This window comes from Salinispora vitiensis, assembly GCF_000378825.1.
In the GTDB taxonomy this organism is placed as follows: domain Bacteria; phylum Actinomycetota; class Actinomycetes; order Mycobacteriales; family Micromonosporaceae; genus Micromonospora; species Micromonospora vitiensis.
The window spans coordinates 1,339,348-1,366,284 of sequence record NZ_KB900388.1 but is presented as its reverse complement, the minus strand read 5'-3'; the positions used below and the strand labels follow the sequence as shown (position 1 = coordinate 1,366,284).

Sequence of the window (26,937 nt, the reverse complement as noted above, 5' to 3'; positions counted from 1 at the left end):
TCTACTTTTAAGCGATGGTGGCAAATATCGCAGACCTGTTTGAGCATGCGGTTGACGCCTTCGGTGACCGTCCCGCCGTGTTCCTCGGCGACCAGGCGATCAGCTACCCGGAGCTGGAGGAGCGCGCCAACCGGCTGGCCCACTTCCTACGTGACCGCGGCGTGCGCCCCGGTGACCACGTCGGCCTCTACGCCGGTAACTCGATCGAGGCCGTGGTGGCCATGATCGCCGTCTTCAAGGTGCGCGCCGCGGTCGTCAACATCAACTACCGGTACGTCGAGAACGAACTGCGCTTCCTCTTCGCCGACGCGGAGTTGTCGGCGTTGATCCACGACCGTCGCTTCGCGCCCCGCGTCGCTACCGTGCTGGCCGGCGCCGCCGGTCCGCACACCGTGGTGGCTCTACCCGACGGCTCGGCGGAGGAGATCGGCGGGTACGGCGGCGTGCCGTACGCGGACGCGCTCGCCGCCGGCGACTCGGCTCGGGATTTCGGCGAGCGCTCGGCGGACGACCTCTATCTGCTGTACACCGGTGGCACCACCGGCTACCCGAAGGGGGTGCTCTGGCGGCAGGAGGACGTGTGGCGCGCGCTCGGCGGTGGCGTCGACTTCATGACCGGCATTCCGCTCGAGGACGAGTGGGCCCAGTCAGCCCGCGGCGCCAGCGGGACCGCGATGGTACGCCTCTGCGTGGCCCCCCTGATTCACGGCAACGCGCAGTGGGCGGTGCTCGCCGCGCTCTTCGCCGGTGACACCGTGGTGCTGCTGTCGCGCTTCGACCCGGAGGAGGTCTGGCGGACGATCGAGCGACGCCAGGTGAACGTGCTGGTGCTGGTCGGCGACGCGATGGCCCGTCCGATCATCGAGGCTTACGCCGCGGGTGGCTACGACGGCTCGTCGGTGGCCGCGGTCTCGTCCAGCGGTGCTCTCTTCTCCCCGGGGGTCAAGCGGCAGTACCTGGAGTTGCTGCCCGACGTGCTGGTCACCGACGCGATCGGGGCGTCGGAGACCGGTCTCATCGGGCTGGGCGTAGTCGCCGAGGTGCCCGGCGGCGCGCTGCAGGACCCGCGGGTCACCCCCGGGCCGACCACGGTGGTGCTCGGCCCGGACGGGCGGCCGGTGTCGCCGGGCGGGGAGGGGCGCCTGGCGAAGAGCGGCTTCCTCCCCCTCGGCTACTTCAAGGATCCGGTCAAGACCGCCGCCCTGCTGATCGAGGTGGAGGGCGTGCGGTACGCGCTCCCCGGTGACCTCGCCCGGCTTGAGGTCGACGGCACCATCACGTTGCTCGGTCGGGGTAGCACCTGTGTCAACACCGGCGGTGAGAAGGTCTTCCCGGAGGAGGTCGAGGGGGCGTTGAAGACGCACCCCGACATCTTCGACGCACTGGTCGTCGGGGTGCCCGACGAGCGGCTCGGGCAGCGGGTGGCGGCGGTGATCCAGCCCCGGGCCGGCGTCGCGCTCGACCTGGCGGCGGTGCGAACGCACCTACGGGAGCGGATTGCCGGCTACAAGGTGCCGCGGTCGATCTGGCTGGTGCCCGAGATCTCCCGCACGATCAGCGGCAAGGCTGACTACAAGTGGGCGCAGCGGCACGCGGAACAACACCCGCCCGAGGAGGTCAGCCATGCGGACTGAGCTGTGTGACCGGCTCGGCATCGCGCATCCGATCGTCGGCTTCAGCCCTTCCGAGCAGGTGGTAGCGGCGATCAGCCGAGCCGGCGGCCTGGGCGTGTTGGGCTGCGTGCGATTCAACGACCCGGAGGAGCTCGACGCGGTCCTCACCTGGCTCGATGAGGAGACCGAAGGCCGGCCGTACGGGGTGGACGTGGTGATGCCCAGCACCGAGCCGACCGAGGGTGCTGCGGCTGATCTGGACCAGCTGATTCCGGCGGGGCATCGCGACTTTGTGGAGCGAACCCTGCTGCGCCTCGGGGTGCCGCCGCTCGGCGGCAACGGCGAGCACCAGGCCGGCGTGCTCGGTTGGCTGCACTCGGTGGCCCGCAGTCACGTCGAGGTGGCGTTGACGCACCCGGTCCGACTGATCGCCAACGCTCTCGGTTCGCCGCCGTCCGACGTGATCGCCCAGGCGCACGGGCGGGGGGTGCTGGTGGCCGCGTTGGCCGGCCGGGCCGACCATGCCCGCGCGCATGTGGCGAGCGGGGTCGATCTGGTGGTCGCGCAGGGGTACGAGGCCGGCGGCCACACCGGTGAGATCGCCAGCATGGTGCTGGTGCCGGAGGTGGTGGACGCGGTCGGTGAGCAGGTGCCGGTGTTGGCGGCCGGCGGCATCGGGAGTGGCCGCCAGATCGCGGCGGCGCTCGCGCTCGGCGCGGGCGGTGTCTGGATGGGCTCGGTCTGGCTCGGCACGGCCGAATACCAGAGCAGCTCCGCGCTGCGTACGGCGCTGCTCCAGGCCGGGTCGGCGGACACGGTCCGCAGCCGGATCTACACCGGCAAGCCGGCCCGGCTGCTGCGCAATCGGTGGACCGAGGCGTGGAGCGATGAGGGGGCGCCCCGGCCGCTGCCGATGCCACTCCAGAACCTGCTGGTGGCGTCGGCGCACAGCCGGCTGATGGATTCGGATGACCCGACTGTCGTTCCGATGCCGGTGGGGCAGATTGTGGGCCGGATGAATGAGGTGCGCCCGGTCGCCGATGTGGTGGCGGATCTGGTCGCCGAGGCGGAGGAGAGGTTGGTCCACCTCGGAGGGCTGCGCTAGGGGTGGTCCTTACGGGCTTGGTCAAGCGGGGGATGGGCAAGTGGTCGTGGAAACTGCACCGTGTGGTGCCGAGGACGTTCCGTTTTCGGCACCACATTGACCCCAAAGTAGAACGCGTTCTATTATTGGTCTCGTGCTTACTCAGCCGTTTTCCCACGCCATCGCGGAAGCCGAGCGGGTCATCACCGAGGCGGCTCACGTCCGCGGCCAACAGGATCTGCTCGAGGGCTACGACTACCTGGCTGGTGGCATCCGGAGCTCGATCCAGATGGCCTGGTCCTACGACCGCGAATTCCCCTACTTCGTCCGCTCCACCGGCCCGTACACGAAGATGGGCCTCGACAATCCGGACACCCTCTACTTTCACGCGTGGCTCCACGACGACGCGGAGTACGTGGTGACCGGCCGCCGGGGCAGCACCGCCGATCTGAGCTTCCAGATCCTCGACGGCTCCTACTCCCCGGTCAACGTCCCGGGCAGCCTCACCGCCTTCGACGACCGCGAGATCGAAATCGCTGCCGACGGCACCTTTGAGATTCGGTTCGGGCCGGGGCTCTCCGGCCCGAACGCGTTCCCGCTCGCCCCCGGCTCGGCCATGCTCGTGGTGCGCGAGGTGTTCAGCGACTGGGCGGCCGAACGCCCCGGGATGCTGCGCATTCACCGCCCCGACACCATCGGCGGGACACCGCCGCCGCCGACCGAGGAGACCCTGGCCAAACGCTACGCGGTGGCCGGCAAGATCCTCACCGGTCGGATTCACACCTTCCTCGCGTTCGCCGAGCGCTTTTACCTGAACCTGCCGGTGAACACCCTGACCCCGCCCCGGCTCACCCCCGGCGGGCTGGCCACCCAATACTCCTCGGTGGGGCACTACCAACTCGCCGAGGACCAGGCCATGGTGATCACCGTGCCGGTCTCCGACGCGCCCTACCAGGGCATCCAGCTAGGCAGCATGTGGTACATCTCGATGGACTACAGCAACCACCAGACGAGCCTCACCGTGCCCCAAGCCCGGATCGATCCGGACGGCATGATCCGATACGTGATCAGCGAACGCGACCCGGGGGTGGCGAACTGGCTGGAGTGCACCGGCCACGATCGCGGCTACGTGCAGCTGCGTTGGCAGCGGCTCTCACACGCGTTGACCGCCGCGGACGGGCCGCAGGTGGAGGTGGTCGCGGTGGACGACCTACCCAAACAGGTGCCGTACTACCAACCGATCGGGCAGGCGGCATGGCAGGAACGCATCGCCGCCCGGCAGGCCGCGACCGCGGCCCGGATGCTGGGCTGAGCCGTGTTGCTCGCGGAGAAGATCGTTGTGGTGGCCGGGGTCGGCCCCGGGCTGGGTCAGGCCATCGCGGTGCGTGCCGCGCAGGCCGGCGCCGACGTGGTGCTCGCCGCCCGCACCGAGTCCTTCCTCACCGAGGTCGCCGGCAAGGTACGGGCGGCGGGTCAGCGGGCCCTGACGGTACCCACCGACCTCACCGACGGTGAGTCGAGCGCCGCGCTCGTGCGGGCCGCCCTCGCCGAGTTCGGCCGCGTTGACGTGTTGGTCAGTAACGCCTTCGAGATGCCGCCGATGCGCGGTCTCGGGAAGGTCGAGTTGGCCGACCTGCGGTCGAGCTTCGAGGTCAACGTGCTGGCAGCGCTGCGCCTGACTCGGCTGCTGGCGCCCGCGTTGGTGGAGTCCGGCGGCGCTGTGGTCATGATCAATTCTGCCGTGCTGCGCCACTCCCGGCGGGCGTTCGGCCCCTACAAGCTGGCCAAGGCCGCGCTCCTCGCCGCCGCGCAGAACCTCGCCAGTGAGCTCGGGCCGAAGGGCGTGCGGGTCAACTCGGTGGCACCCGGCTGGATCTGGGCCGACAGCCTGCGCCTCTGGTTCGACTACCAGGCGAACCAGCGGGGCGTGCCGCCCCAGCAGCTCTACGACGAGGTCGCCGCCACCACCGACCTCCGCCGGCTGCCGGTGCCGGACGAGGTCGCCGACGCCGTACTGTTCCTCGGCTCCGGCCTGGCGCGGGGCATCACCGGCCAGTGCCTCGATGTCAACTGTGGCGAGTTCCATCACTGACCCCGGGAGCGAGCATGAGCAGCACCCGTACGGACGTCGGCACGATCGAGGACCTCCACGCCTCGGCGACCCGGCTCACCGGGCTCGACGACTTCGGCGACGACGACTACCGCGAGGGGATGGGCGAGCTGCTCGCCGCGTACCGAAATGAGGCGGCCCTCACGCCCACCGGCAGCAAGGTCTCCCGGGCGCTTCTCCGCGCGGCACTGGTGTCCCGACTGCTCAGCGAGGCCGCGTGGCGGCAGTTCCCGGAGTACGCCGAGGTCCCGGTCGCCCGGCCGATCTTCGTGACCGGCCTGCCCCGCACCGGCACCACCGCCCTGCACCGGTTGCTCACCGCCGACCCCGCACACCAGGGGCTCGAGCTGTGGCTGACCGAGGTCCCCCAACCCCGTCCGCCGCGGGCCACCTGGGAGTCGAACCCCGGCTACGCGAGTCTGCAGGCCGGCTACGAGGAGTACCACGAGACCAACCCGGGCCTGCGGGGTGCGCACTACACCGCGGCCGACCAGGTGGAGGAGTGCTGGCGGTTGCTGCGGCAGTCCATGATGTCGGTGTCCTTCGAATGCCTGGCCTACCTGCCGAGCTACTCGCGGTGGCTGAGTGAGCAGGACTGGACCGCTGCCTATCGGCGGCACCGGCGTAACCTCCAGCTCATCGGCCTGCACGACCGAGATCGTCGCTGGGTGTTGAAGAACCCGAGCCACCTGTTCGCCCTCGATGCGCTGCTCGCCGTCTACCCCGACGCCGTGGTGATCCAGACGCACCGCGCGCCGCGGGAGGTGGTCGCCTCGGTCTGCAGCCTCAACGGGCAGGCGTGCGAGGGCTGGTCGGAGCTGTTCCGCGGGGAGGTGCTCGGTGGGGCGCAGGCGCAGCTCTGGTCGCGTGGGCTGCGGCGGTTCATGGCCGACCGCGAGCGACACGACCCGGCGCACTTCATCGACGTCTCCTACGACGACTTTGTAGCCGACCCGCTCCGGGTGGTTGAGGTGATCTACGACCGGTTGGGGGCCCGGTTGACCACTGCCGCGCGAGCCGCGATGAGCTCGCTGCACCAGCGGCGCACGCGCCCCGCACACCGCTACGATCTCGCTGATTTCGGCCTGACCCCGGCTGCGGTGGACGCCATCTTCGCCTAGTCGATCTTGCTGATCACCTCGTCGGCGAAGCGGCGGATGCCGTCCCGCTTGGCGGCGAGGTCGCCGTCGAAGCCGACGCCGTAGTAGCGCCAGGGCACCACGATCGCGTCGGTGACGCCGGCCTCGGCCTGTTGTTGGAAGCCCGCTAGGCCGAATCGGTCAATGCAGACCGCCTGGATCTCGAACGGCTGGTCGGCCCGGTCGTACTCGACGCGCAGCCGGGCAAGCCGGTCGATCGTCGCGCGCAGCTCGTCGAAGCGCATCATGGCGGAGGACCAGCCGTCGCCCAGCCGGGCCGCACGGCGCAACGCAGCGTCGGTGTGACCGCCCACGTAGATCGGGACCTGCTCGGTCGGGGCCGGGCTCATCTGTAGCCGGCCGAAGTCGAAGTGCTTGCCGTGGTGCTCCACCATGCCACCGCCCAGGATTAGCCGCAGCACCTCAATCGCCTCGTCGCCCCGGGCGCCCCGGGCGGCGAACGGTGAGCCGCACCAGAGTGACTCCTCCGGCGACCAGCCCAGCCCGACGCCGAGCCCGAACCGGTTACCGGTCAGGTTCGCCACCGACCCGACCTGCCGTGCCAACAGGACCGGGTTGCGGGGCCCGAGTTTGAGCACCTGGGTGTAGAACCGGATCCGGGTGGTGGCGGCGCCGAGCGCGGCGGCGGTCACCAGTGGGTCGGCCCAGGGCGTCTGGGCATCCCAGAACCGGCTGCCGTCCGGCGTGTACGGGTACTTGGCGCTGACCTCTTCGGAGTAGAAGAGCGAGTCGGGGAGGGCGATGGCCGAGAAGCCGCACTCCTCAGCGGTTTGCGCCAGGTCGGTGAGTTGGTCAAGCGGGCTGAACACGATTCCGAGGCTGAACTTCATCTATGAACTGTAACGTGTTCTACACCATCGTGGGAGGGCCCTGGGTGGTCTGGTCGCGTCGCATCCTCGGGTCGACCGGTGAATGCTTGAGGGTTAATATCCATCAATGGAACCTCTCGATTTCACCGGTCGCGGTGTGGTCGTCACCGGGGGGACGCGGGGGATCGGTGCCGCGATCGCCGCGGCCTTCCTCGAGGCGGGCGCCCGGGTGCTGGTCTGTGGCCGGACCCCGCCGTCCTCGGTGGTGCCCGACTTCGTGCCTGCTGACGTCCGTGACCCCGCGCAGGCCGCCGCCGTGGTGGCGGCGGCGACCGACCGGTTCGGTCGCCTCGACGTGGTGGTGAACAACGCCGGTGGGGCGCCCCCGGCGGCGGCGGCCAGCGCCTCACCCCGGCTGCACGCCAAGATTGTGGAGCTCAACCTGGTTGCGCCGTTGCATGTCGCGCAGGCGGCCAATGCGGTCATGCAACAGCAGCCCGGTGGCGGGGTCATCATCATGGTGGGGAGTGTCAGCGGCACGCGTCCATCCCCTGGCTCCGCCGCGTACGGCGCCGCCAAGGCCGGACTACACCACTTGGCGACGAGTCTGGCCGCCGAGTGGGCGCCGACGGTGCGGGTGAACAGTGTCGTCCCCGGTCCGGTGGCCGGCGAAGGGAGCCTCCGGCTGGATTCGGCGGCGGTGGCGCGCACGGTGCCCCTGGGGCGACCCGCGACGCCGGCCGAGGTCGCCGGCGTCTGTCTGCTGTTGGCCTCCCCGCTGGCCTCCTATGTGACCGGGGCGGCGGTGGCGGTGCACGGCGGTGGCGAGTGGCCGGGTTATCTCGAGGACCTGCGCGGCCCTACTGCTGATCAGTCTTCGTAGGTAGCGAGCTTTCTCGGCGGCCTCCGGGATGAGGGGGGCCTGGACGATCGGGATGGCCGTTCGCGGATCAGCTCGGTCTGGGCGGGTCGGGCTGCGGGTGGGCGGCGGTGTCATGAGTTCAGCACGACCAGTTCAGAAACTTGGGTAACGATCAGTTTCGACTACGTTGTATCTCCGATCCCCAGCAAGATGCGATTGCGGATCCTGGACTCGGCGATCAAAGACTTGGTTGAATGCCTGAGAGGCTCCGGACGCGCCAGCTCGGGCCGGTATGAAGTGGAGACGCAGAACCTCGGTAGGAGGCGGTCCTTCCGCAGATCCTTCACCGAGGTTCTGCGTCGACATGAGTTGTCACCACGCCGCCGTGCCGACGATACGCGAGGAGGCGGGTGAACCGGCTGGCCGGGCAACTTTGGCACCGGGGGATAACCGGTGCCGGGGCGGCCCTCAGGTCGCCAGGCGGCGGTGGTCCCAGCTGACCACCCGTCGCGGCTCCACCAGATAGGCCGCCCGCTTGGCCGCCGCGTGCGCGACATAGCCGTCGAGCGCCGCTGCCACCTCATCGGGCGGCAGATCGCCTGCCGCCAGCGGGCTGGGCATCCGCGCGGCGATCAGGCGGCCGACCGCGGTGACCCCCGCCAGATCGTCGATCCGGGTGACCTCGCCGGTCACCTGGACGCCGCGCAGCTCGAAGTAGCCGTCGCCCTCCTCGACCAGGCAGGTCACCCGTGGGTCGCGGGCCAGGTTCTGGGCCTTCTGTGAAACGCGGTAGGTCCAGAAGGCGATGCGCCCGCCGTGCATCGCGTAGAACATGCTGACCAGGTGCGGTGTGCCGTCCCGGTTGACGGTCGCGAGCTGGAGCTTCCGGCCCTGGGCCAAGTGTTCCTCGACGTCCGCGGGTGGCATCGCCACCGTGGCACGCTGGTTCACGACTCCTCGCCCTCCGCGTCGCTACCCGGGCCGGGTGCGGCCGGCGCTCGATCCAGCGATGTCATCTCAGTATCCCGGTCCGGACAGTAGCCCGCCGTCGGCCACGAACTCGGCGCCCGTGGTGTATGACGATTCATCGGAAGCGAGGAACGCCACCAGCCGGGAGATCTCCACCGGCTCGGCGAGTCGGGCGATCGGCAGCGACGTGAGGAAGGCGCCCGGGTCGCTGGCGGGCATGGTCTCGGCGGCGGCCAGCGCCATCGGGGTCAGCACGCCGCCGGGGTGGACCGAGTTGACCCGGATGCCGGCCGACCCGAGCTCCTGGGCCGCAGACCGGGTGATGCCGCGGATCCCGAACTTGCTGGCGCTATAGGCCGAGAGGCCGGCCGCGCCGACGAAGCCCTCGATCGACGACACGTTCACAATCGATCCGCCGCCGGCCCTCGTCATTGCCGGCGCCACGGTGTGGATGCCGAGCCAGCAGCCGGTGAGGTTGACGTCGATCACGTGGCGGAACTCGGCCGGGTCCATCGTGGCGATCGGTGCGTGTCGGAAGACGCCGGCGTTGTTGATTAGCACGTCGAGTCGGTCGAATGCCGCCAGCGCGGTGGCGACCGCGGCAGCCCACTCGTCTTCGCTGGTGACGTCGTGGTGCACGTAGCGGCAACGATCAGCACCGAGGCTGTCGGCGAGGGCTGTGCCGCGGTCGTCGAGGATGTCGCCGATGACCACCCGGGCCCCCTCGGCGACGAACTGCCGGGCATGTGCCTTGCCCATGCCGCGCGCGCCGCCGGTAATGAGCGCCACCTTGCCGTCCAGTCGCCCCATCAGCCCTCCTGCCAAGCGCTTGCTTGGGAGCATAGCATCGGCAAGTCACCAGCGCCGCCACAAAATCGGCCGCCGCGGCTGCAGCCGCGGCGGCCCTGGACAATCGAGTTGTCGCCCGATCTGGTGAGACTCGTCAGGGGACGAGGACCACCTTGCCGATGTTGCGACGCTCGCCGATCCGGCGGTGCGCCGCCGCGGCCTCCTCGAACGAAAACACCTGGTCGATCCGGGGCTTGATCGCACCCTCGCGCCACAGGTCCAGCAGCGCGCTCAGCTCCTCACGCAGCAGGTCGGTTCGCTCCCACAGATGCCCCAGATTGACGCCACTGACAGTGTGGTTGCGGTCCATCATCCCGTACGGCGTCAGCAGCGGCACGCCGGTGAGCTGGCCGAGGAGCCGGCGATAGCTGCGTCGCTCACCGGTGGACAGGTTGGCGAAGCCGTACGCGATGAGCTGCCCAACCGGCCGGAGCAGGCTTATCCCGCGCTTCCAGTCGCGACCACCCAGGGAGTCCAGCACCAGGTCGAGGCCCTCGCCGCCGGTGAGCTCCCGTACCCGGGCGACGTAGTCCTCGGTGCGGTAGTCGATGGGATGGGTGCAGCCCTCCTCGCGGAGCACGGCGTGCTTGGCCGCCGAGGCGGTACCGAAGGTGACAACTCCCGGTACGGTGCGGCACAGCTGCAGCACCGCGGTGCCGACCCCGCCTGCGGCCATGTGTATCAGGACGCGGGCGTCGGGGCGGAGGTTCGCCACCCGAAAGAGCATGTGGTAGGCGGTCAGGTAGTTGACCGGGATCGCGGCTCCCTCGATGAAGTCGAGGCCGTCGGGCATCGGCAGGACCCGCACGGCGGGCACGCAAACGGTGTCGGCGTGGCCGCCGAAGCGCACCAGGGCCAGCACCCGTTGCCCCACCTCGAGGCCGGTGACCTCGGCGTCAACGGCGTCCACGACCCCGGCCACCTCGTAGCCCACCACGGACGGCGGCTTCGGAGCGTCCGGATACAGCCCCTGCCGGGCCATGACCTCGGCGAAGTTCAACCCGCAGGCGCGGACCGCGATACGCACCTCACCGCGACCCGGTTGCGGATCTGGGGTTTCCCGTACTGCAAGAACCTCGGGCCCACCCGCCTTGGTGATCCAGACAGCGCGCATCGATTCCTCGACCTCCAACGTTTTATGCCGACTACTCCGCCGGCGGTCATCCGCTCGCCCGGGTGTTGGCCGCATGGGCTACCCGGGCGAGGCGGTGACCGCTAACGGCCAGCGTAAGGGGTGTTGGTGGGCCCGAGACGGTTGCCGTCAGCCGTGGGACGCCTCGGCGATATCCAGGGCGGCCAGGTAGCCGAAGGTCATCGCTGGACCGAGCGTCGACCCTGCTCCGGCGTAGCCCTTTCCCATGACGGCCGCGCTCGCGTTGCCGGCGGCGTAGAGACCGGGAATGGCCGTGCCGTCCTCCCGCAACGCCCGGCCCCGCTCGTCGGTTCGGATGCCGCCGTTGGTGCCGAGGTCGCCGGGAACGATCCGCATCGCGTAGAACGGCGGCAGCACCAGCGCTGCCAGGCAGGGGTTCGGATCGTTGGTGGGGTCGGCGTAGTAGTGGTCGTAGCTACTCTCGCCCCGATGGAAATCGGTGTCGCGACCGGCCTTCGCGAGGGTGTTGAAGCGGTTGACGGTGGCGCTCAGGGTCGCCGAGGGGACGCCGATCTTGTCGGCTAGGCCCTTGATGCTCCAGTCCCGGACCAGGGCGCCGGAGTCATACCACTCGCTGGGATAGGGCAGCAGCGGTGGGAGGTCACGGAACAGGTAGCGGTTGCGGTACCGCTGATCCGTGATCATCCAGGCCGGGAAGGCGTCCTGCGCGTACATGGTGCGGACCACATCGCCGTAGGGGGCGGCCTCGTTGACGAACCGTTCGCCGGCCGGGTTGACGAAGATGTTTCCCGGCAGCGTGCGTTCGGAGAGGCAGAAGTAGGGTCCGGTTGGCAACGGGATCATCGGCCCCCACCAGGCGCTGTCCATGAGGTCCAGAGCGGCGCCGGCCTCGGCGCAGGCCCGGATGCCATCCCCGGTGTTCGATGAGGCGCCGACAGTCCAGTCAGTGCCGGTGGGAGCCTCCTGGTACTGGTTGCGCATCGCCTCGTTGTGCTCGAAGCCGCCGGACCCGACGATGACTCCGCGCCGGGCGGTGAGGAGGATCTCCTCGCCGTCCCGAACCACCCGTACCCCGGTGACTCGCCCCTCGCTGACGACCAACTCGGTCAGGGGGGTGTTCAACCAGACCGGTACGTCGGCGGCGAGCAGGCCGGCGCGCAGCCCGCCCGCGAGCGCCTGGCCCATGGTGATTGGCTTTTCTCCCTTGGCCCATGCCGCCAGGTAGCGCTGGACAATCTCGGTGGCCGTCGTCAGCCCGCGGGGGTGGCGGGCGATGAGGGCCAGCCACTTGTAGTCGACGTCCATGACCACCGTGCCGGGCGGAATGTCCATGTAGGGCGCGTTCAGGGCAGCGTACTCGGCGCCGAGGACATTGGCGTCGAGCGGTTGCGGCTCGATCGACCGACCACCGACCAAGCCACCGGGCAACTCGGGGTAGTAGTCGGGGTAGCCCTCCATCCAGGCGAACCGCAGCGGTGTGTGTTCCAACAGGAAGGAGATCATGGCTGGCCCGGCCGACAGGTACGCCTGCAGGCGGGCGGCGGGGACCTCGTCCCCGACGACCGCGGCCAGGTACTCGGCGGCCTTGGTCGGAGTGTCGGGCACTCCGGCATCGAGGAGCACCTCGTTGTTGGGTATCCAGATTCCCGCCCCGGAGCGGGCGGTGGTGCCGCCGTAGACATTGGCTTTCTCCACCACAACGGTCTGCAGGCCGCGTTTCGCCGCGGTAAGCGCACCCACCATGCCGGCCGCGCCGGCACCCACCACCACTACGTCGTACTCGACCACCGTCGTCATCGGACCCCCAGTCCAGCGGAAACAGATGGTAGAACACGTTACTGTATTTAGATGGGCGCCGGGAGGTGCCGCATGCACATACTTCAATCTGAAGGTGATCTTGCTTTGCGTCAACCGTCGATCGCGGTGCTGCCCGGCCCGGAGCGCCGCGAGCGACGGGGACGCGATCGAGCCGGCACCGCAACGGTGTCATGATGGCCGTTAACCGGTCGAGAACGAGGTGCACGACGGTGACGATGAGTAGGTCGAACCACGAGCGTTGGCGCAGCCACCACCCCATGCGGGAGCAGCGGGACGCTAGTCCCGCCCTGCTGGACCGGCGGGAGGCGATTGCAGAGTTGGGAGATGCCTTACGCGACCTGGTCGAGCAGGCGGTTACCACGGAGGTTCCGGCAGAGCAGCTCCGTCAGGTCACCGCCGACCTGCGCCGAGCGGCTCGTCCGTTGGCCACCCGTGAGCGGGAGGTGACGCGGATACCGAGCGCCGACGACCTGTTGGGCGGAGTCCGGATGTACAACCCGGTGACCGGGGTCGGCAGTGCCCTGGCTCCGCCGCTGCGCATCGACCTGGTTGATGGGGTCGCGGTCGGCGCGTGCACCCTTGGGCCGGCCTTCGAGGGCCCGCCCCGGTACGCCCATGGTGGAGTCAGTGCCCAACTGCTGGACCAGCTACTCGGCTATGTGGCGAGTGCCACCGGCAACGCGGGGATGACCGTCCGGCTCGACACCCGGTACCGGGCACCCATCCCGTTGTGTACGCCGCTGCACCTGACGGCCCGGGTTACCGCCGTGAACGGCCGGAAGACCACCGCCCACGGCGGCATCGCGACCGCCGCCCACCCCGACGACCTCTTGGTCGAGGCGACCGGGGTGTTCGTCGCGCCCCGACCGGAACAGTCCTGGCAGCTTTTCGGCGCGGCACCGTACTGGGAGGCCGGCAACCCCTCCGCCGAGTACGACTGAGCCGCCGTGGCCCGCGGAGCCGCCGTGGCCCGCGGAGTCGCCGTGGCCCGCGGAGTCGCCGTGGCCCGCGGAGCCGCTGACGGAGGCAGCCGTGGAGTGCTGGCTAGGCCACGACGCCGGTGCGGCAGAGGAGCATGAGCTGCTGGAGGGTGAGCTCCTGCGTGTGGGCGGCAGCGTGGCTGCTGGCCCAGCCGAACACGGTCTCGGCCGGTTGTTGGTTGGGCGTGCCCGGGGTCACGTCGTAGCCGTCGGAGGCGACGATCTTCTCGATCATCCTGGCGAGTTCTGCCGGCCCACTGCCCGGGTAGCCGGTGCTGTAGCCGGCGGTCTGCTTCTCGGGCAGGATGTGCAGGGTGCCGCGGTCGGTGCGGGCCCAGACCATGTCGGCCTCGCGGTCGATGATCAAAGCGGTCAGCTGCTCCCCGTCGGGAAGCGCGAGGGGAGCGTAGGTGTGATGGTCCCAGTGCTCGTGGTTGCCGGAGACTGTCCGATAGTGGTGCACGGCGACGGGCAGCCAGGTGATCGGATCACGAAAGGCGCGCCAGCAGAGGCAGCCGTCACCGGCGACCGCGGAGGGGGAGTCGGGGTCGTCGTAGACGCAGGGATGCCAGAGCTGGGGCGCCTCGTCCGGGGCGACGAGGGTGACGTGCAGGGCATCTGGAGTGCAGGGCGTGAGTCGGTCCCGCCACTCGGCCGCATATCGGCTGGCATAGGTATCGAGCTGCCGGCCGGCGTTGATGGCGCCGCCGGTGTACGCCGGTGGTTCGATGTAGAGCATGAAGTGCCAGTAGCCCCGCTCCGGGCTGTGGGTGAGATGCAGGTCCCGGTCGTGCTGGTAGGTCATCGTGGCTGCTCTCCTGTCCTTCCCGACGGATAGCCCTGCATCGGCAACGCTGGACCGGCTTCCGGTCAGCGGATCCGACGCGGCAGGCCCACCAGCGGAGAGCTCAGCCCGCCCGGCGCTCCGTGGCCAACGGCAGCGTCGTGGACGAGAGCAACGGGCTCACCCTCGTGGGCAACGATCGCGCCATCGGGTAGTCCCCTCCCAGGCCACATCGATGACCCAGCCGGGATCAGGGCCCGCGTGGAGCCCTTGGTGCGCCGCCGACCTTCGCCCCCAGCACCGTAGGACAAGCTGCGTGACTGCGCCACCACCTAAGGTGAGTATCTATCGAATACCGGGAACTGGCCCCCGGTCATCTCTGTGGACCGGGGCCGGTGTCGTTCGGGGCCCGGTGGCGGCGGGCTACCCGGCTATGCGCCCTATCCGTCAACGCAGCAACAGGCGGGCGGCGAGTTCGAGGTGCTCGTGCACGTCGTTGGCCGAGGCGCGGCGGGTGACCCAGGCGACCAGGCTGGAGAGCCAGACATCGCCGATGACGCGGGCCTTGGCCCGGTCGTCCGCCGATGGCTTGCCGTCCTGCATGGCCAGGATGAACATGTCTTCCATGAGTCGGGCGACGGCGTTGACCTCGGTGGCGGCGGTTGGGTCGGCGAACATGAACGCCCGGGTCATCGCTTCGGTGAGCATGGGGTCGCGCTGCATGGCGCGGGTGACCCGGCCGAGGACGAACGCGGTCCGCTCGTGTGCCGTCTCGCCCGGAATGGCGGTGCGACGGAGCCGGTCCTGCGTCCGCTCGAACTCTCGAGCCAGGGCGGAAACCAATAGGTGGATTTTGGAGGGGAAGTAGCGGTACAGCGTGCCGAGGGCGACATTGGCGTGTTCGGCGACGGTGCGCATCTGCACCGCGTCGTATCCACCCCTGGAGGCCAGGACGAGGGTGGCGTCCAGGATGCGCCGTCGGCGTTCCCGCTGCGCCGCCGACCCCTGCTCGGTGTCGGTCAGGCTGCCCGCACCCGGGCTTCTGGTATGTGTTCTCGACGCCACCATCTTGCCTTCCGTGATCTTGGTCGAATTGGCAGCGGCCATGCCATCCCAAGTCTAGCAACGGGCGAGCATCGTGCGCGTAGGGTGGCTGGCGGGTGTCAGTAGAACATGTTCTACTGGCTTGAGGTGTTTGAGTGGGGAGGGTCGATGCCGATCGCGATGACCACCGACCAGTTGGCGCTCCAGGACGCGATCCGGCAGTGGGCTGCCGGCGCTGATGTCCTGGCCACCGTACGCGCGCTGGAGAACGGGCCACCCGCAGCGGCCGACCGGCACTGGGCCGGCCTCACCGGCCTTGGCTGTTTCGCCCTGGCCGTGCCGGAGCAACTCGGTGGTGACGGTGGCCGGGCCGGCGAGCTGGCCGCGGTGCTGGAACAGCTCACCACCACCCTGGTCCCCGGCCCGGTCATGCCCACCCTGCTCGCGGCCCTGACCCTCGCGTCCACCGGGCCGACGCCCGTCGCGAAAAGCCTGCTGCCAGACCTTGCGGCCGGCAAGATCTCGGTCGGGGTGGCGCTCGCTCCAGGAGCGTTGACGGCCGTGCCGGCCGCCGGGGGAGCCTACCGGGTGACCGGGCAGGTCAACGCCGTACTCGGTGCGGGGAGCACCACCCACCTGATGTTGACCGCTGGCACCGAAACCGAAACGTTGTCGTTCGTGCTCGATCCGGAGCATGCGGGGGTTCACCTCACCCCACGTACGCCGGTGGACTTCTCCCGGCCCTTGGCCGACGTGCGGTTGACGGAAGTGCTCGTCGAGCCCGATCAGCTCCTGCCAACACCCGGGCCGGACCGGCTCCGCGACTGCGCGGCGCTGCTGGCCGCGGTGGAGGCGGCAGCGGTGGCCTCCTGGTGCCTGCACACCGCCACCGAGCATGCCAAGGTGCGGCGCCAGTTCGATCAGGCGATCGGGTCGTTCCAGGCGGTCGGACACCTCTGCGCCGGGATGCTCTGCCGAGCGGAGCGGGCCAACGCGGTGGCTTGGGACGCGGCCCGCGCCTACGACCAGGCGCCGGAGGAGCTTCCCCTGGCCGCCGCCACCGCCGCCGCGATCGCTCTGGACGCCGCGGTCGACAACGCCAAGGACTGCATTCAGGTACTCGGCGGGATCGGGTTCACCTGGGAGCACGACGCCCACCTCTACCTGCGTCGAGCACTTGCCCTACGGCAGTTGCTCGGCGGTGGTACCCGATGGCGGCAGCGCTGCGCGGAGTTGACGTTGGCCGGGGCACGTCGGCAGGTGTGGGCGGTTGGTGAGGAGTCCCGGGCCGCGACGGAATCGGCACCGGCGTCCGGAGCGGAGCGGGACGCCGACTCCGCGGACCGGTTGGCGGTGCGAGCCCAGCTCCGGGCGATCGCGCAGCTTCCGGAGGCCGAGCGGCGGGCCCGGCTGGCGGCCGTGGGATACCTCACGCCACACTGGCCCGCGCCGTACGGGCTCGACGCCGCACCCGCCCGGCAACTCCTCATCGACGAGGAGCTGGACCGGGCCGGCGTCATCCGCCCGGACCTGGCGATCGCCGGCTGGGCCGTCCCGACGATTCTGCGCTACGGCAGTGCCGCCCAGCGAGATCGGTTCGCCGGCCCGTCCCTGCGTGGGGAGCTCACCTGGTGTCAGCTCTTCAGCGAGCCGGAGGCCGGGTCGGACCTGGCCTCGCTGCGCACCCGGGCGGACCGGGTGCCGGGTGGTTGGCGGTTGTCCGGCCAGAAGGTCTGGACGTCGCTGGCGGCCGAGGCGGACTGGGCGATCTGCCTGGCTCGCACCGATCCCACGGCGAGCAAGCATCGTGGTCTGACCTACTTCCTGGTTGATATGCGCAGCACCGGCATCGAGATCCGCCCGCTGCGTGAGATCACCGGGCGGTCGGTCTTCAACGAGGTCTTCCTGGACGACGTCTTCGTCCCCGACGAGGATGTGGTGGGCGAACCAGGGCAGGGCTGGCGGCTGGCCCGGGCGACGCTCTCCTACGAGCGGGTCGCGATGGGGCGCGGCCCCGGATTCGGTGCCGACGTGGACCGACTGGTCCGGATGGTGGGAGCGGGTGGAGTCGCCAGTGAGCCGGGCATGCGGGAACGGCTGGGTGGCCACATCGCGGACGGTCTCGCGGTCTCCCTGGTGGAGTGCCGGGCCACGCTACGGCAGCTCGGTGCTGGTGGAGGTGGGCCAGAGTCCGCGGTCGCCAAGTTGATCGGTGTCAGCCATCGACAAGCGGTGGCCGAGACCGCGCTGACGCTCTGCGGTCCGGACGGTGCGGCAGCCGACGGCGCGAGTGTGGATCCGGTCCACCACTTCCTCCTCACCCGATGCCTCAGTATCGCCGGCGGAACCACCCAGATCCTGCTTTCCCTGGTGGCCGAACGGGTTCTCGGCCTGCCCCGGGCAACCGCGGGCTGACTGTGGAACAGGCCAGTCAACGGGGGACGAGGGAGGAACCGATGGAGGGCACTATCCACGCCGCCGTGGAGCGGATCCGGGCCGCCGGTGCGGGGCCGGCCCGGCCGGCACGCGATCCGGTCAATCTACCGATGATCCGGAACTGGCTGGAGGCGATCGGCGACCGCAATCCCCGCTACGAGCAGGAGGGTCTGGCACCACCAGCGATGACGCAGGTGTGGACGATGCGCGGCCTGCATCCGGCCGCGGATCCCGCCGATCCGCTGTCGGCCATGTCCGCCGTACTCGATCAGGCCGGGTTCACCTCCGTGGTGGCGACGAACTGCGAGCAGACGTACCACCGGTATCTGCGCGACGGCGAACGGGTTGAGGTGCGCAGCCGGCTGGTAGACGTGAGCGGACCAAAACGCACGGCGCTCGGCGAGGGCTGGTTTGTCACCACCGACAGCACCTGGTACGTCGGTACGGAGGCCGTGGCGTCGATGACCTTCCGGGTGCTCAAGTTCCGGCCGCCAGGCTCCACCCCGGCCCCTCCGGCATCCGAGCCGGCTCCGGCAGCGGCATCCGAGCGGGCACCGGCTCCGGCACCGGCGGCGGCACCGGCTCCGGCACCGGCGGCTACCTCCGAGCGGGCCCCGGCTCCGGAAGCGGCACCGGCGGCAGCTGACGTGCTCCGGCCGGTCGTCACCCGGGACACCGCCTTCTTCTGGGCCGGCACCGCCGCTGGCGAGCTGCGCATCCAGCGGTGCGGCGGTTGTGGTCAGCTGCGACATCCACCGGGGCCGGTCTGCCGACAGTGCGGCGCCGACCGCCAGGACCACCTGGTCGCCCGCGGTACGGGTGAGGTCTTCAGTTTCGTGGTGCACCGGCACCCGCCGGTGCCGGGGCGGCGGTTGCCGATCGTGATCGCGTTGGTGGAGCTGACCGAGGGGGTACGGATGGTAGGCGAGTTGCTCGGAGCGGAACCGGCGCAGGTGCGGATCGGTGCCGCGGTCCAGGTCGACTTCGTACCGGTGGACGCCGAGCTGACCCTGCCGGCATGGCGGTTGTTGCCATGAAGGTGGCGGTCGGCGTCGTCCTGCCGGAACTGCGGATCCCGGTCACCCCGACCTTCGTGGTCAGTACCGCAGTGGCCACCCGGGACTTCCAGGATGTGCACCACGATCGGGACCAGGCCGTTCGGCGGGGCTCGAAGGACATCTTCCTCAACATTCTGACCACGACCGGACTGGTGCAGCGGTACGTGACCGACTGGGCGGGAGCGGAAGCGATGGTGCACCGCGTCGCTATCCGGCTCGGGGCGCCCTGCTACGCGTACGACACGCTCGTCCTGACGGGTCAGGTGACGCAGGTGTCGTCCACCGGATGCGTGGTGGCCGTGGTGGGGCGGGTTCCCGGGGGCGATCACGTCACCGGGCAGGTTGAGGTCGGGAGGCTTCCGTGATCTCGGGAAGAGCGGCGATCGTCGGGGTCGGTGAGACGGAGTTCTCCAAGGACTCCGGCCGCAGCGAGCTCCGACTGGCGGTGGAGGCGGTCCGTGCCGCACTCGCCGACGCCGGGCTGGCACCGACCGATGTCGACGGGCTGGTGACCTTCTCCATGGACAGCACCGCCGAGGTCGCCCTGGCTCGGGAGATCGGTGCCGGGGAGCTACGCTTTTTCAGTCAGGTCGGCTACGGCGGCGGCGCGGCCTGTGCCACGGTGCAGCAGGCGGCCCTGGCGATCAGCGCCGGGATGGCGCGGGTCGTGGTGTGTTACCGCGCGCTCAACGAGCGCTCCGGCCGCCGCTTCGGCCGAGTGTCTCGGGACGTCTCGAGCGCACCGACCAGCTCCGGCGTCGACAATGGCTGGCACTACCCGATGGGGTTGGGTACCCCGGCCGCCACCGTGGCTATGGTCGCCCGGCGCTACCAGCACGCTTTCGGGGCCACCGGGGAGGACTTCGGCCGGGTGGCGGTTGCTGCTCGCCGGCATGCCGCGACCAATCCGCGAGCCTGGTTCTTCGAACGACCGATCACCCTCGCCGACCACCAGGCGTCCCGGTGGATCGCCGAACCGCTCCGGCTCCTGGACTGCTGCCAGGAAAGTGATGGAGCGGTCGCCGTGGTGGTGGCCGGCGTCGAGCAGGCGGCAGACCTGCGGCAGCCCCCCGCGGTGATTACCGCTGCCGCACAGGGCAGCGGAGCGGACCAGTACATCATGACCAGCTACTACCGCGACAACCTGACCGGGCTACCGGAGCTCGGCGTGGTCGGGCGGCAACTCTGGGAGCAGTCCGGTCTCGGCCCCGACGAGGTGCGGGTCGCGGTGCTGTATGACCACTTCACGCCGTACGTCCTGATGCAGTTGGAGGAGTTGGGGTTCTGCCCGCCGGGCGAGGCACGGCACTTCATCGCCGACGGCGCGATCGAACTGGGCGGTCGGCTCCCGGTCAACCCGCACGGTGGACAGCTCGGCGAGGCCTATATCCATGGGATGAACGGCATCGTGGAGGCGGTCCGGCAGGTCCGGGGAAGCTCGGTCAACCAGGTCGCCGGAGCCGGCCCGGTGCTGGTCACCGCCGGCACCGGCGTACCCACCAGTGGCCTGCTGCTCGGGCCTCCGGACCTTGGCGACGTCGGGCCCTGAGCCCTCCGGTGCCGGCTGTGGTTGGCCCTGAGCCCTCCGCCGGCAGCGGTTGCCCCGCGCGGGGTCGGCGCTCAACTGGTTGAATCACGCGGATGACGCGTGTGTATCCCGAGATCGAACCCTTCGCGACTGGCCTGCTCGATGCCGGAGACGGTCACCTCGTCTATTGGGAGAGCTGCGGCAACCCACTCGGCAAGCCGGCGCTGGTGTTGCACGGTGGCCCCGGTTCCGGCGCCAGCGCCGGCTGGCGGCGGTTCTTCGATCCGGCCGTCTACCGGATAGTCCTGTTCGACCAGCGGGGGTGCGGGCGCAGCACACCGGACGCGGGCGACGTGCGAACCGACCTGTCGACCAACACCATGCCGCACCTGCTGGCCGACATCGAGAAGCTGCGGACCCACCTGAACATCGACCGGTGGCTGCTGCTCGGCGGATCGTGGGGCAGCGCGCTCGGCCTTGGCTATGCCCAGCGGCACCCCGACCGGGTCACCGAGATGGTGTTGTTCAGCGTCGTCACCAGCACCCCGGCCGAGCATCGGTGGCTCACCCGCGACCTCGGACGGATCTTCCCCGAACAGTGGGACAGGTTCTTGGATGCGGTACCGGCCGCCGAACGCGACGGCAACCTTCCCGCCGCCTACGCCCGGTTGTTGGCCGATCCGGACGAGGCGGTACGGGACCGGGCCGCCCGCGCCTGGTGCGCCTGGGAGGACGCACTCGTCTCGAACCTACCCGGCAGTGAACCCGACCCCCGGTTCGAGGACCCGGCGTTCCGGATGACCTTCGCCCGCCTCGTCACCCACTACTGGGCACACGACGGTTGGTTCGCCGACGGCGAGTTGCTGGCCGGTGCGCACCGGCTCGCCGGAATTCCCGGTGTGCTGGTTCACGGCCGGCTCGACCTGGGCAGCCCGGTGGACGTCCCGTGGCACCTGTCCAAGGCCTGGCCCGCGGCGCGGTTGGAGTTGGTTGACGAGGCCGGTCACGGCGCCGGACACGGTGTCGGAGACGCGGTCCTCAGCGCCTTGGACCGCTTCGGCGCTTCCTACCGCTGAGTGCCGATAACCGCCTCCGCTAGCCGGGCGAGATGTGCCCGCGGGCCCGAAGACCCTTCCATTCGTTGGGTAGTCCAGCGCCGTAGACCACCAGGCGACTACGGGGCTGACGGAACGTACATGATCCGGTACCGTCTCCGCTAACGCTATTGACACCGGGCAGGATCGGCCCCGGTGGGCTACGGAATCGAGGGCTGGCGTCAACTGGTTCGGCAAGGCAGCGCGGCTGTGCATACCTCAACTCTGGGCCGAGCACGCTGGAGGGTAGTCGAATGGGGAGACCAGCTCCTGGCCACGTGCAACGGCACACACGGGGTCGAGGCGGGCGACATTGGGTAGTCGCGGCAGTCGGTATGCCTATCTTGCTCGGATGGGGATTGCTGGTTATCCGGCTGAATAGCCAATACGAAACTTGCGTTACCGAACGTGGGCTGGCCTCCGCCGATCGGGTCGACGGCGTCTCTGGGCCGTGCTACTCCGTTACGATGTGGGCGGGATTCCTCAGCCTCGGCTACTTGGCCGCACTCGTGGTGACCCTCATCGTGGGCTTCGTCCTAGGAGTAATCGATGGACGGCGGAGGCGCCGCTTTGCATACGGCCGTTGGGTGTGCGTTGTGGTCGTCGGTCTGACCGGAACGCATGCGTTGGCTGCCTACGCGCTCGCCTATGGGCTGGGTCGGCTGCTTCCCCGCCACCAACTGCCCGAATTCCGGCCAGATCCCGCCTCAATAGTGCTACAGCAGGGCTGGGTCGAGGCGGTTCACCTCTATCAGCGACTCGCCCGAGGTGAGTCACCGCCTACTGTGGTTGCACCTGGCTTCATCGGACCTGGTGTGGTTTACCTCGATGCCGTGTTTAGCTACGCCCGCTTCTACGGCACCACAGTCACCTACGGACAGAGCAGCGCCGTAGCTGTCGGCTCGCCCGTAGTCGTCGCCGGCGCGCTCGTCGGCAACATGATCGGCAATAGCGTTGCCCGGTCGCGGGCTGCCCAGCTGGCGCAGCCACAGTGGCGGGAGTTCACCTATGCGAGGATCATCGTCACGCCAACGACCACCTGGTGCTCTCTCGGTGGTCGATGGCTGCCGTTCGACCACCACGGGGTAATGGAGTACACCCTCGATGGCCCGAACTGTGTCCTGACCTTCGCCGAGGTGGAACCGCTTCGGCTCGCCGGCCCATCGGTCTGGCACCACGCCATAATGTTTGCCTATGCCCGTTACGGCCCAGCTTATTGGCAGGAGGCCCCGTTCCTGCAGCCGCTGCGTGAGGTAGCCCACATCTCCCTTTAAGTGACATGCCGTGCGCGCCATTGGCTCATCATTGTCAATGATCAATGTCACTACATCGGATTTTGGTGGGAACTACGCGACATTAGCATCAAGGGCTGGCGGCAAGGCGATGCTGGGACCTTCGTTGATGACCGCCTCCGCGAGACGGGCGAGATGTGCCCGCGGGTGACCGAAGAGGTGAGCTGCCCCGTGGGCCCGTTTGAAGTAGCGGTGCGCGTCGTGCTCCCAGGTGATGCCGATGCCGCCGTGTAGCTGGATCATCTGCGACGCGGCCTGCTCCAGCGCCTCGGCGCAGTGGACCGCGGCCCCGGCGGCGAGCAGGCGGGCGTCGGGTGCGGCGGAGTCGAGGCTCGACACCGCCGCGTACGACAGGGAGCGGGCGCTCTCCACCACGACGTGCAGGTCGGCTAGCCGGTGTGCGATCACCTGGAAGGCGCCGATCGGCCGGCCGAACTGCACCCGGCTCAGCGCGTACGCCACGGTCAGCTCCACCGCCCGCGTAGCCGCACCGACCTGCTCGGCGCTGAGCGCGACGCAGGCGATGTCCCGGACCCGCTCCAGCGGGTTCACCTCGCCCAGCTGACGACCGGGTGCCCCGTCGAGCACGACCACCCCCAGTCGGCGGGTCAGGTCCACGGTGGTGACCGGGCGTCGTCGGACGCCGACAGCGTGCGGGTCCACCTCGAAGAGTCGGACCCCCGCGGGGGTGCTCGCGGCGACCAGCAGCACGTCGGCCAAGGAGGCGTCGAGCACGTGGTGCGCCTCGCCGGTGAGCCGGCCGTCCCTCGTCGCGATGAACGCGGGTCGGTGTGGATCCCAGTCACCGTGCTGATCGGTCCAGGCGAGCGCGGCCAGCCGTTCTCCACCGACCAGGTCGGGCAGGATCCGGCGACAGGCCGCCTCGTCCCCGCTGTGCAGCAGGGCCTGGCCGGCGAGGACCGCGCAGCCGAGCATCGGCGCGGGGGTCAGGGTGCGGCCCAACTCGTCCAACACGACATGGGCCTCGCCCAGGCCGGCGCCGAGCCCACCGAACCGTTCGGGTACGGCGAGTCCCGCCACTCCGATCTGGCCACACAGCACCTGCCAGAGCTTGGCGTCGTCGCCCGCCGTCGACTCGGTCATCTCGGCGATGGACCGGTCGGCGGTGTGCCGGGACAGCACACCGCGGACGCTCATCCGAAGGGCTTCCTGCTCCGCGGTCATGTCAGAGCTCCAGTGGCTAGTGCGGTCCGGATCCGTTCGCGGTGCCAGGACTGGGTGCCCCAGGTCCGGGCCAGCGCCCAGATTCTGGTCAGCCAGGAGCCGAGGCCGGACTCCCGGGCGTACCCGATCGCCCCGTGTACCTGTAGTGCGGTGCGGGCCGCTCGCTGAGCGGCGTCGGCACAGGCCACCTTCGCGGCGGAGACGTCGCGGGCAGTCGTGGTCGGGTGGTCGGCGAGGGCGACGGCGGCGGCGTACAGCAGCGGCCGGGCGAATTCGAGGCCGATCGCCACGTCGGCGAGCTGGTGCTTGACCGCCTGGAACTGCCCGATCGGTTGGCCGAACTGGGTGCGTTGGCCGGCGTACCGGAGGGTCGTCTCCAGCAGTGCGTGGCCCGCTCCGAGGAGCTGCGCCGCGCAGGCCAGCGCGCCGGCGTTGAGGGCGTGGCCGACGGCCGGGCCGACGGCCGGGCCGGTCGCCAGCAGCGCTCCGTCGGCCACCTCGACCAGTCGTCGGGTGTCGTCCACCGAGCGCCGTCGTGGCCCCGGCACCCCGAGGCGTAGCGTCTGCTCGTCCGCCCGGAGAACCAGGGACACGACATCGGCGTCCGTCGCATACGGCACGTGCGGCGGCACGGCGAGCGTACCGATCACCTCCCCGTTGGCGAGCCGGGGCAGCCAGGTCTCGCAGAGTGCGTCGTCGCCGAGCGTCGTGAGCAACATGGGCAGGGCGGCGATGGACTCGGCGGCCGGACCGGGCAGGGCGTGGTGCCCGAGTTCCTCGCACGCGACGACGAGGTCCGCCGGGTGCGCGGCCAGGCCGCCCCACCGCGCCGGCACCGCCAGACCCGTCACGCCGAGCTCGGCCAGCCGGCGCCAGAGCACCTGCCCTGGCGCCGGGTCGTCGGCGGCCCACTGGCGGGCTACGGTGGGAATGTCCGCCTCGGTCAACATCGCGTGGAGGGCGGCGGCGAACTGCTCCTGCTCCGCGGAGGGGGTCAGCTTCATCGTCGACCTCGGGGGAGGCCGAGTACCCGTTCGGCGATCACCGTGCGCTGGATCTCGTTGGTGCCGGCATAGATCGGACCGGCCAGGGAGAACAGGTAGCCGTCCAGCCAGGCGTCCGCGCCGCCGGCATCGCCGGCCCGGCCCGCCGAATCCGCCCGGAGCCCGCCCGTCTCGGCGTGCGGCCCGAGCAGGTCGAGCGCCACCTCGTGTAGGGCGACGTCCAGTTCGGACCAGAAAACCTTGGTCATGCTGGCGGCGTGGCCGCTGCCCCGCAATGCCGTCGCACCGGCTTGCGCTGGTCGATCGGCCCGGCCGGGCGGTGGCGGCGGCTCGGGCGTCCGGTCGGCGGCCTCCTGGGTGGCCGTACCGTAGCTGTGCAGCTGGTACGCCCGGGCGGCGATCCAGCCGGCAACGACGCGGTCGGACAGCGCCGGGTCGGTGTGCGTACCGGCCTGACACCACAGCCGTACGAGTCGCTGGGCGGCGGCGGTGAAGCGTCCCGGGCTGCGCAGCGACAGCCCGCGCTCGTGGCCCGCGGTGCTCATCGCGACGGTCCAACCCTGGTCTACGGCACCGAGTACGTCGGCGTCGGGCACGAACACCTGGTCGAGGAAGATCTCGGCGAAGCCGGTCGCACCGCCTACCTGTTGGATCGGCCGGACCGTGACGCCCGCGGCGCGGAGGTCGAACATCAGGTACGTCAGGCCACGGTGGCGGTCCACCCCGGTGCGGAAGAGCCCGAACGCGTGATCGGCCTGTGCCGCCCGGGTGCTCCAGGTCTTCTGCCCGGACAGGAGCCAGCCGCCGTCGGTGCGTACCGCACGGGAGCGGATTCCGGCCAGGTCGCTGCCGGCCTCCGGCTCCGACCAGGCCTGCGCCCACACGTCGTCGGCCCGCGCCATCCGTGGCAGCAGGCGGGCCCGCTGCTCGGCCGTACCGTGGGTGAACAGGGTTGGTGCCAGGAGGAAGAGGCCGTTCTGGTTGATCCGGACTGGAGCCCGGGCGCGGTGGTACTCCTCCTCGAAGATCAGCCACTGCAGGGGCGATACGTCGCGTCCACCGTAGGCGGTGGGCCAGGACACCACCGACAGCCCGGCCGCGGCGAGGCGCCGTTCCCACGCCCGGTGGGCCCGGTCCCCCTCGGGGGTGTCCACGGGCGGCAACGGCGCGGTGGGCACGTTTGCGGCCAGCCACGACCGGACCTCCGCCCGGAACGCGCGGGTCTCGTGGTCGAGGTCGAGGTTCATCGTGCCGACCGGGCTCACGAACTGGACCTCGCCTTCATGCTTGCGGCGTCCATTCCGGCCAGCGCGTCGCCGGCCACCTCCGCGTTGTGCGCGTGCGCGAGGTGGTGCAGACCGAAGGCGGCGTCCATCGCCGAACGCATCCCCATCAGATCCTCGGCCTGGTTGACGGCCCGCTTGGTCAGGGCCAGTCCAAAGCGGGGCATCTCGGCGATCCGCTGCGCGAGACCGAGGGTGTGGGAGTGCAGTTCCGCACGGGGGACTACCCGGTTGACCATGCCGACCTCGTACGCGCGCCGGGCATCGAACCGGTCTCCGGTGAAGAGGATCTCCTTGGCGAAGCGGGGGCCCAACGTCCACGGGTGGGCGAAGTACTCCACACCGGGGATGCCCATCCGGACCACGGGGTCGGCGAAGTACGCGTCCTCGGCCGCGACGATCAGGTCGCAGACCCAGGCGAGCATGAGCCCACCAGCGAGGCAGGCCCCCTGCACCATCGCGATGGTCGGCTTCGGAAGCTCCCGCCAACGGCGGCACATGCCAAGGTAGACCTCCATCTCCCGGGCGTACCGCTGATCGGCGCCGGACCGGCCGACGTGGTCCCACCAGAGCACCGCCCGGCGCTCGAAGCTCTTCTCGACGTCCCGGCCGGGTGAGCCGATGTCGTGGCCGGCGGAGAAGTGCTCACCGGCGCCGGCGAGCACGATGACCGCGACTGAGTCGTCATTCACGGCCGTGGCGAAGGCGGAGTCGAGGGCGTAGGTCATCGCCGAGTTCTGGGCGTTTCGGTAGCGGGGCCGGTTCATCGTGAGCACCGCGGTGGCGCCCTGGCGTTCGAGTCGTACCAGCTCGTCCTCGGTCACTGTGCTACCTCCTGCCGAAGCACCTGCTCCAGTGGTT

The 26,937-nt window shown here is 70.0% G+C and carries 24 protein-coding genes; 13 read left to right on the top strand and 11 right to left on the bottom strand.

Annotation, left to right across the window (positions count from 1 at the left end; translation table 11 throughout):
• The first annotated feature begins 14 nt into the window (after positions 1 to 14).
• The 5 genes from SALPAC2_RS0106355 to SALPAC2_RS0106335 all read left to right on the top strand — a co-directional run bounded on the left by SALPAC2_RS0106355 (position 15) and on the right by SALPAC2_RS0106335 (position 5,928).
• On the top strand, positions 15 to 1,634 hold the full coding sequence (locus SALPAC2_RS0106355) for an acyl-CoA synthetase (RefSeq protein ID WP_018215811.1): 1,620 nt from the start codon (positions 15 to 17) through the stop codon (positions 1,632 to 1,634).
• Positions 1,624 to 2,718 carry an NAD(P)H-dependent flavin oxidoreductase gene (locus tag SALPAC2_RS0106350; RefSeq protein ID WP_018215810.1) on the top strand — a complete coding sequence of 365 codons (1,095 nt, stop codon included), beginning with the start codon at positions 1,624 to 1,626 and terminating at the stop codon, positions 2,716 to 2,718. Before SALPAC2_RS0106355 ends, SALPAC2_RS0106350 begins: the two co-directional genes overlap by 11 nt.
• 133 nt (positions 2,719 to 2,851) lie before the next feature.
• Positions 2,852 to 4,009, top strand: a complete 1,158-nt coding sequence (locus SALPAC2_RS0106345) for a hypothetical protein (protein WP_018215809.1) — start codon at positions 2,852 to 2,854, stop codon at positions 4,007 to 4,009.
• A 3-nt stretch (positions 4,010 to 4,012) separates the two neighbouring features.
• Positions 4,013 to 4,789 (top strand): SDR family oxidoreductase, encoded by a 777-nt coding sequence (locus tag SALPAC2_RS0106340; RefSeq protein ID WP_018215808.1) that lies wholly within the window; start codon positions 4,013 to 4,015, stop codon positions 4,787 to 4,789.
• A gap of 14 nt (positions 4,790 to 4,803) precedes the next feature.
• Positions 4,804 to 5,928 carry a sulfotransferase family protein gene (locus SALPAC2_RS0106335; RefSeq protein WP_018215807.1) on the top strand — a complete coding sequence of 375 codons (1,125 nt, stop codon included), beginning with the start codon at positions 4,804 to 4,806 and terminating at the stop codon, positions 5,926 to 5,928.
• Here SALPAC2_RS0106335 and SALPAC2_RS0106330 read toward each other — a convergent pair.
• Complete coding sequence (locus tag SALPAC2_RS0106330; protein ID WP_018215806.1) at positions 5,925 to 6,797, bottom strand: TIGR03619 family F420-dependent LLM class oxidoreductase; 873 nt, start codon at positions 6,795 to 6,797, stop codon at positions 5,925 to 5,927. The genes SALPAC2_RS0106335 and SALPAC2_RS0106330 overlap by 4 nt on opposite strands.
• A 106-nt stretch (positions 6,798 to 6,903) precedes the next feature.
• On the opposite strand from SALPAC2_RS0106330, the gene SALPAC2_RS0106325 reads away from it, so the two are divergent.
• Positions 6,904 to 7,659: an SDR family oxidoreductase gene (locus tag SALPAC2_RS0106325; RefSeq protein WP_018215805.1), complete on the top strand. Its 756-nt coding sequence runs from the start codon at positions 6,904 to 6,906 to the stop codon at positions 7,657 to 7,659.
• Positions 7,660 to 8,106: 447 nt separating this feature from the next.
• On the opposite strand, the gene SALPAC2_RS0106320 is transcribed toward SALPAC2_RS0106325, so the two are convergent.
• The 4 genes from SALPAC2_RS0106320 to kstD form a co-directional block, all read right to left on the bottom strand.
• Positions 8,107 to 8,589 (bottom strand): pyridoxamine 5'-phosphate oxidase family protein, encoded by a 483-nt coding sequence (locus tag SALPAC2_RS0106320; RefSeq protein WP_018215804.1) that lies wholly within the window; start codon positions 8,587 to 8,589, stop codon positions 8,107 to 8,109.
• Between the two features lie 66 nt (positions 8,590 to 8,655).
• Positions 8,656 to 9,417 carry a glucose 1-dehydrogenase gene (locus SALPAC2_RS0106315; RefSeq protein WP_018215803.1) on the bottom strand — a complete coding sequence of 254 codons (762 nt, stop codon included), beginning with the start codon at positions 9,415 to 9,417 and terminating at the stop codon, positions 8,656 to 8,658.
• Positions 9,418 to 9,550: 133 nt separating this feature from the next.
• Positions 9,551 to 10,570, bottom strand: coding sequence for a synaptic vesicle VAT-1 family membrane protein (locus tag SALPAC2_RS0106310; RefSeq protein ID WP_018215802.1), 1,020 nt, complete (start codon positions 10,568 to 10,570; stop codon positions 9,551 to 9,553).
• Between the two features lie 147 nt (positions 10,571 to 10,717).
• Positions 10,718 to 12,367 carry a 3-oxosteroid 1-dehydrogenase gene (kstD, locus tag SALPAC2_RS0106305; RefSeq protein WP_018215801.1) on the bottom strand — a complete coding sequence of 550 codons (1,650 nt, stop codon included), beginning with the start codon at positions 12,365 to 12,367 and terminating at the stop codon, positions 10,718 to 10,720.
• Between the two features lie 278 nt (positions 12,368 to 12,645).
• Here kstD and SALPAC2_RS0106300 point away from each other — a divergent pair, with 278 nt between their 5' ends.
• Positions 12,646 to 13,329 carry a PaaI family thioesterase gene (locus tag SALPAC2_RS0106300; protein WP_018215800.1) on the top strand — a complete coding sequence of 228 codons (684 nt, stop codon included), beginning with the start codon at positions 12,646 to 12,648 and terminating at the stop codon, positions 13,327 to 13,329.
• 103 nt (positions 13,330 to 13,432) lie between these two features.
• Here the strand turns inward: SALPAC2_RS0106300 and SALPAC2_RS0106295 are convergent, their stop codons facing one another.
• Entirely contained in the window at positions 13,433 to 14,173 is a 741-nt protein-coding gene (locus SALPAC2_RS0106295; RefSeq protein WP_018215799.1) for a hypothetical protein, read from the bottom strand.
• A gap of 426 nt (positions 14,174 to 14,599) precedes the next feature.
• Positions 14,600 to 15,220 carry a cholesterol catabolism transcriptional regulator KstR gene (gene kstR, locus SALPAC2_RS0106290; RefSeq protein WP_033662125.1) on the bottom strand — a complete coding sequence of 207 codons (621 nt, stop codon included), beginning with the start codon at positions 15,218 to 15,220 and terminating at the stop codon, positions 14,600 to 14,602.
• Between the two features lie 144 nt (positions 15,221 to 15,364).
• On the opposite strand from kstR, the gene SALPAC2_RS0106285 reads away from it, so the two are divergent.
• The 6 genes from SALPAC2_RS0106285 to SALPAC2_RS24450 all read left to right on the top strand — a co-directional run bounded on the left by SALPAC2_RS0106285 (position 15,365) and on the right by SALPAC2_RS24450 (position 22,586).
• Entirely contained in the window at positions 15,365 to 17,611 is a 2,247-nt protein-coding gene (locus SALPAC2_RS0106285) for an acyl-CoA dehydrogenase (protein ID WP_026184484.1), read from the top strand.
• A gap of 41 nt (positions 17,612 to 17,652) precedes the next feature.
• A complete protein-coding gene (locus SALPAC2_RS0106280) occupies positions 17,653 to 18,669 on the top strand; it encodes a bifunctional MaoC family dehydratase N-terminal/OB-fold nucleic acid binding domain-containing protein (protein ID WP_018215796.1) in 1,017 nt (338 codons plus the stop codon).
• The gene (locus tag SALPAC2_RS0106275; RefSeq protein ID WP_018215795.1) at positions 18,666 to 19,055 is read left to right on the top strand and encodes a hotdog family protein; all 390 of its coding nucleotides are present in this window, start codon (positions 18,666 to 18,668) and stop codon (positions 19,053 to 19,055) included. The genes SALPAC2_RS0106280 and SALPAC2_RS0106275 overlap by 4 nt, the downstream gene beginning before the upstream one ends.
• Positions 19,052 to 20,239 carry a lipid-transfer protein gene (locus SALPAC2_RS0106270; protein ID WP_018215794.1) on the top strand — a complete coding sequence of 396 codons (1,188 nt, stop codon included), beginning with the start codon at positions 19,052 to 19,054 and terminating at the stop codon, positions 20,237 to 20,239. The genes SALPAC2_RS0106275 and SALPAC2_RS0106270 overlap by 4 nt, the downstream gene beginning before the upstream one ends.
• Before the next feature lie 92 nt (positions 20,240 to 20,331).
• Positions 20,332 to 21,294 carry a prolyl aminopeptidase gene (gene pip, locus SALPAC2_RS0106265; protein ID WP_026184483.1) on the top strand — a complete coding sequence of 321 codons (963 nt, stop codon included), beginning with the start codon at positions 20,332 to 20,334 and terminating at the stop codon, positions 21,292 to 21,294.
• Positions 21,295 to 21,908: 614 nt separating this feature from the next.
• Complete coding sequence (locus SALPAC2_RS24450) at positions 21,909 to 22,586, top strand: hypothetical protein (protein WP_162561293.1); 678 nt, start codon at positions 21,909 to 21,911, stop codon at positions 22,584 to 22,586.
• A 72-nt stretch (positions 22,587 to 22,658) separates the two neighbouring features.
• Here the strand turns inward: SALPAC2_RS24450 and SALPAC2_RS0106255 are convergent, their stop codons facing one another.
• From SALPAC2_RS0106255 to SALPAC2_RS0106240, 4 genes are read right to left on the bottom strand one after another with little or no spacing between them, the layout of a single operon-like run.
• Positions 22,659 to 23,789, bottom strand: coding sequence for an acyl-CoA dehydrogenase family protein (locus SALPAC2_RS0106255; protein WP_018215791.1), 1,131 nt, complete (start codon positions 23,787 to 23,789; stop codon positions 22,659 to 22,661).
• Entirely contained in the window at positions 23,786 to 24,793 is a 1,008-nt protein-coding gene (locus SALPAC2_RS0106250) for an acyl-CoA dehydrogenase family protein (protein WP_018215790.1), read from the bottom strand. Before SALPAC2_RS0106250 ends, SALPAC2_RS0106255 begins: the two co-directional genes overlap by 4 nt.
• Complete coding sequence (locus SALPAC2_RS0106245; protein ID WP_018215789.1) at positions 24,790 to 26,058, bottom strand: acyl-CoA dehydrogenase family protein; 1,269 nt, start codon at positions 26,056 to 26,058, stop codon at positions 24,790 to 24,792. The genes SALPAC2_RS0106250 and SALPAC2_RS0106245 overlap by 4 nt, the downstream gene beginning before the upstream one ends.
• Positions 26,055 to 26,900: an enoyl-CoA hydratase gene (locus tag SALPAC2_RS0106240; protein WP_018215788.1), complete on the bottom strand. Its 846-nt coding sequence runs from the start codon at positions 26,898 to 26,900 to the stop codon at positions 26,055 to 26,057. The genes SALPAC2_RS0106245 and SALPAC2_RS0106240 overlap by 4 nt, the downstream gene beginning before the upstream one ends.
• Positions 26,901 to 26,937: the final 37 nt, after the last annotated feature.

Bases quoted from the DNA above. Each gene is read 5' to 3' on its own strand.
- SALPAC2_RS0106325 (WP_018215805.1), top strand. From the start codon at position 6,904: ATGGAACCTCTCGATTTCACCGGTCGCGGTGTGGTCGTCACCGGGGGG.
- kstD (WP_018215801.1), bottom strand. From the start codon at position 12,367: ATGACGACGGTGGTCGAGTACGACGTAGTGGTGGTGGGTGCCGGCGCG.
- pip (WP_026184483.1), top strand. From the start codon at position 20,332: ATGACGCGTGTGTATCCCGAGATCGAACCCTTCGCGACTGGCCTGCTC.
- SALPAC2_RS0106285 (WP_026184484.1), top strand. From the start codon at position 15,365: ATGCCGATCGCGATGACCACCGACCAGTTGGCGCTCCAGGACGCGATC.
- SALPAC2_RS0106275 (WP_018215795.1), top strand. From the start codon at position 18,666: ATGAAGGTGGCGGTCGGCGTCGTCCTGCCGGAACTGCGGATCCCGGTC.
- SALPAC2_RS0106330 (WP_018215806.1), bottom strand. From the start codon at position 6,797: ATGAAGTTCAGCCTCGGAATCGTGTTCAGCCCGCTTGACCAACTCACC.
- SALPAC2_RS0106315 (WP_018215803.1), bottom strand. From the start codon at position 9,417: ATGGGGCGACTGGACGGCAAGGTGGCGCTCATTACCGGCGGCGCGCGC.
- SALPAC2_RS0106255 (WP_018215791.1), bottom strand. From the start codon at position 23,789: ATGACCGCGGAGCAGGAAGCCCTTCGGATGAGCGTCCGCGGTGTGCTG.
- SALPAC2_RS0106250 (WP_018215790.1), bottom strand. From the start codon at position 24,793: ATGAAGCTGACCCCCTCCGCGGAGCAGGAGCAGTTCGCCGCCGCCCTC.
- SALPAC2_RS0106310 (WP_018215802.1), bottom strand. From the start codon at position 10,570: ATGCGCGCTGTCTGGATCACCAAGGCGGGTGGGCCCGAGGTTCTTGCA.
- SALPAC2_RS0106295 (WP_018215799.1), bottom strand. From the start codon at position 14,173: ATGACCTACCAGCACGACCGGGACCTGCATCTCACCCACAGCCCGGAG.
- SALPAC2_RS0106280 (WP_018215796.1), top strand. From the start codon at position 17,653: ATGGAGGGCACTATCCACGCCGCCGTGGAGCGGATCCGGGCCGCCGGT.
- SALPAC2_RS0106350 (WP_018215810.1), top strand. From the start codon at position 1,624: ATGCGGACTGAGCTGTGTGACCGGCTCGGCATCGCGCATCCGATCGTC.
- kstR (WP_033662125.1), bottom strand. From the start codon at position 15,220: ATGGTGGCGTCGAGAACACATACCAGAAGCCCGGGTGCGGGCAGCCTG.
- SALPAC2_RS0106300 (WP_018215800.1), top strand. From the start codon at position 12,646: ATGCGGGAGCAGCGGGACGCTAGTCCCGCCCTGCTGGACCGGCGGGAG.
- SALPAC2_RS0106355 (WP_018215811.1), top strand. From the start codon at position 15: ATGGTGGCAAATATCGCAGACCTGTTTGAGCATGCGGTTGACGCCTTC.
- SALPAC2_RS0106335 (WP_018215807.1), top strand. From the start codon at position 4,804: ATGAGCAGCACCCGTACGGACGTCGGCACGATCGAGGACCTCCACGCC.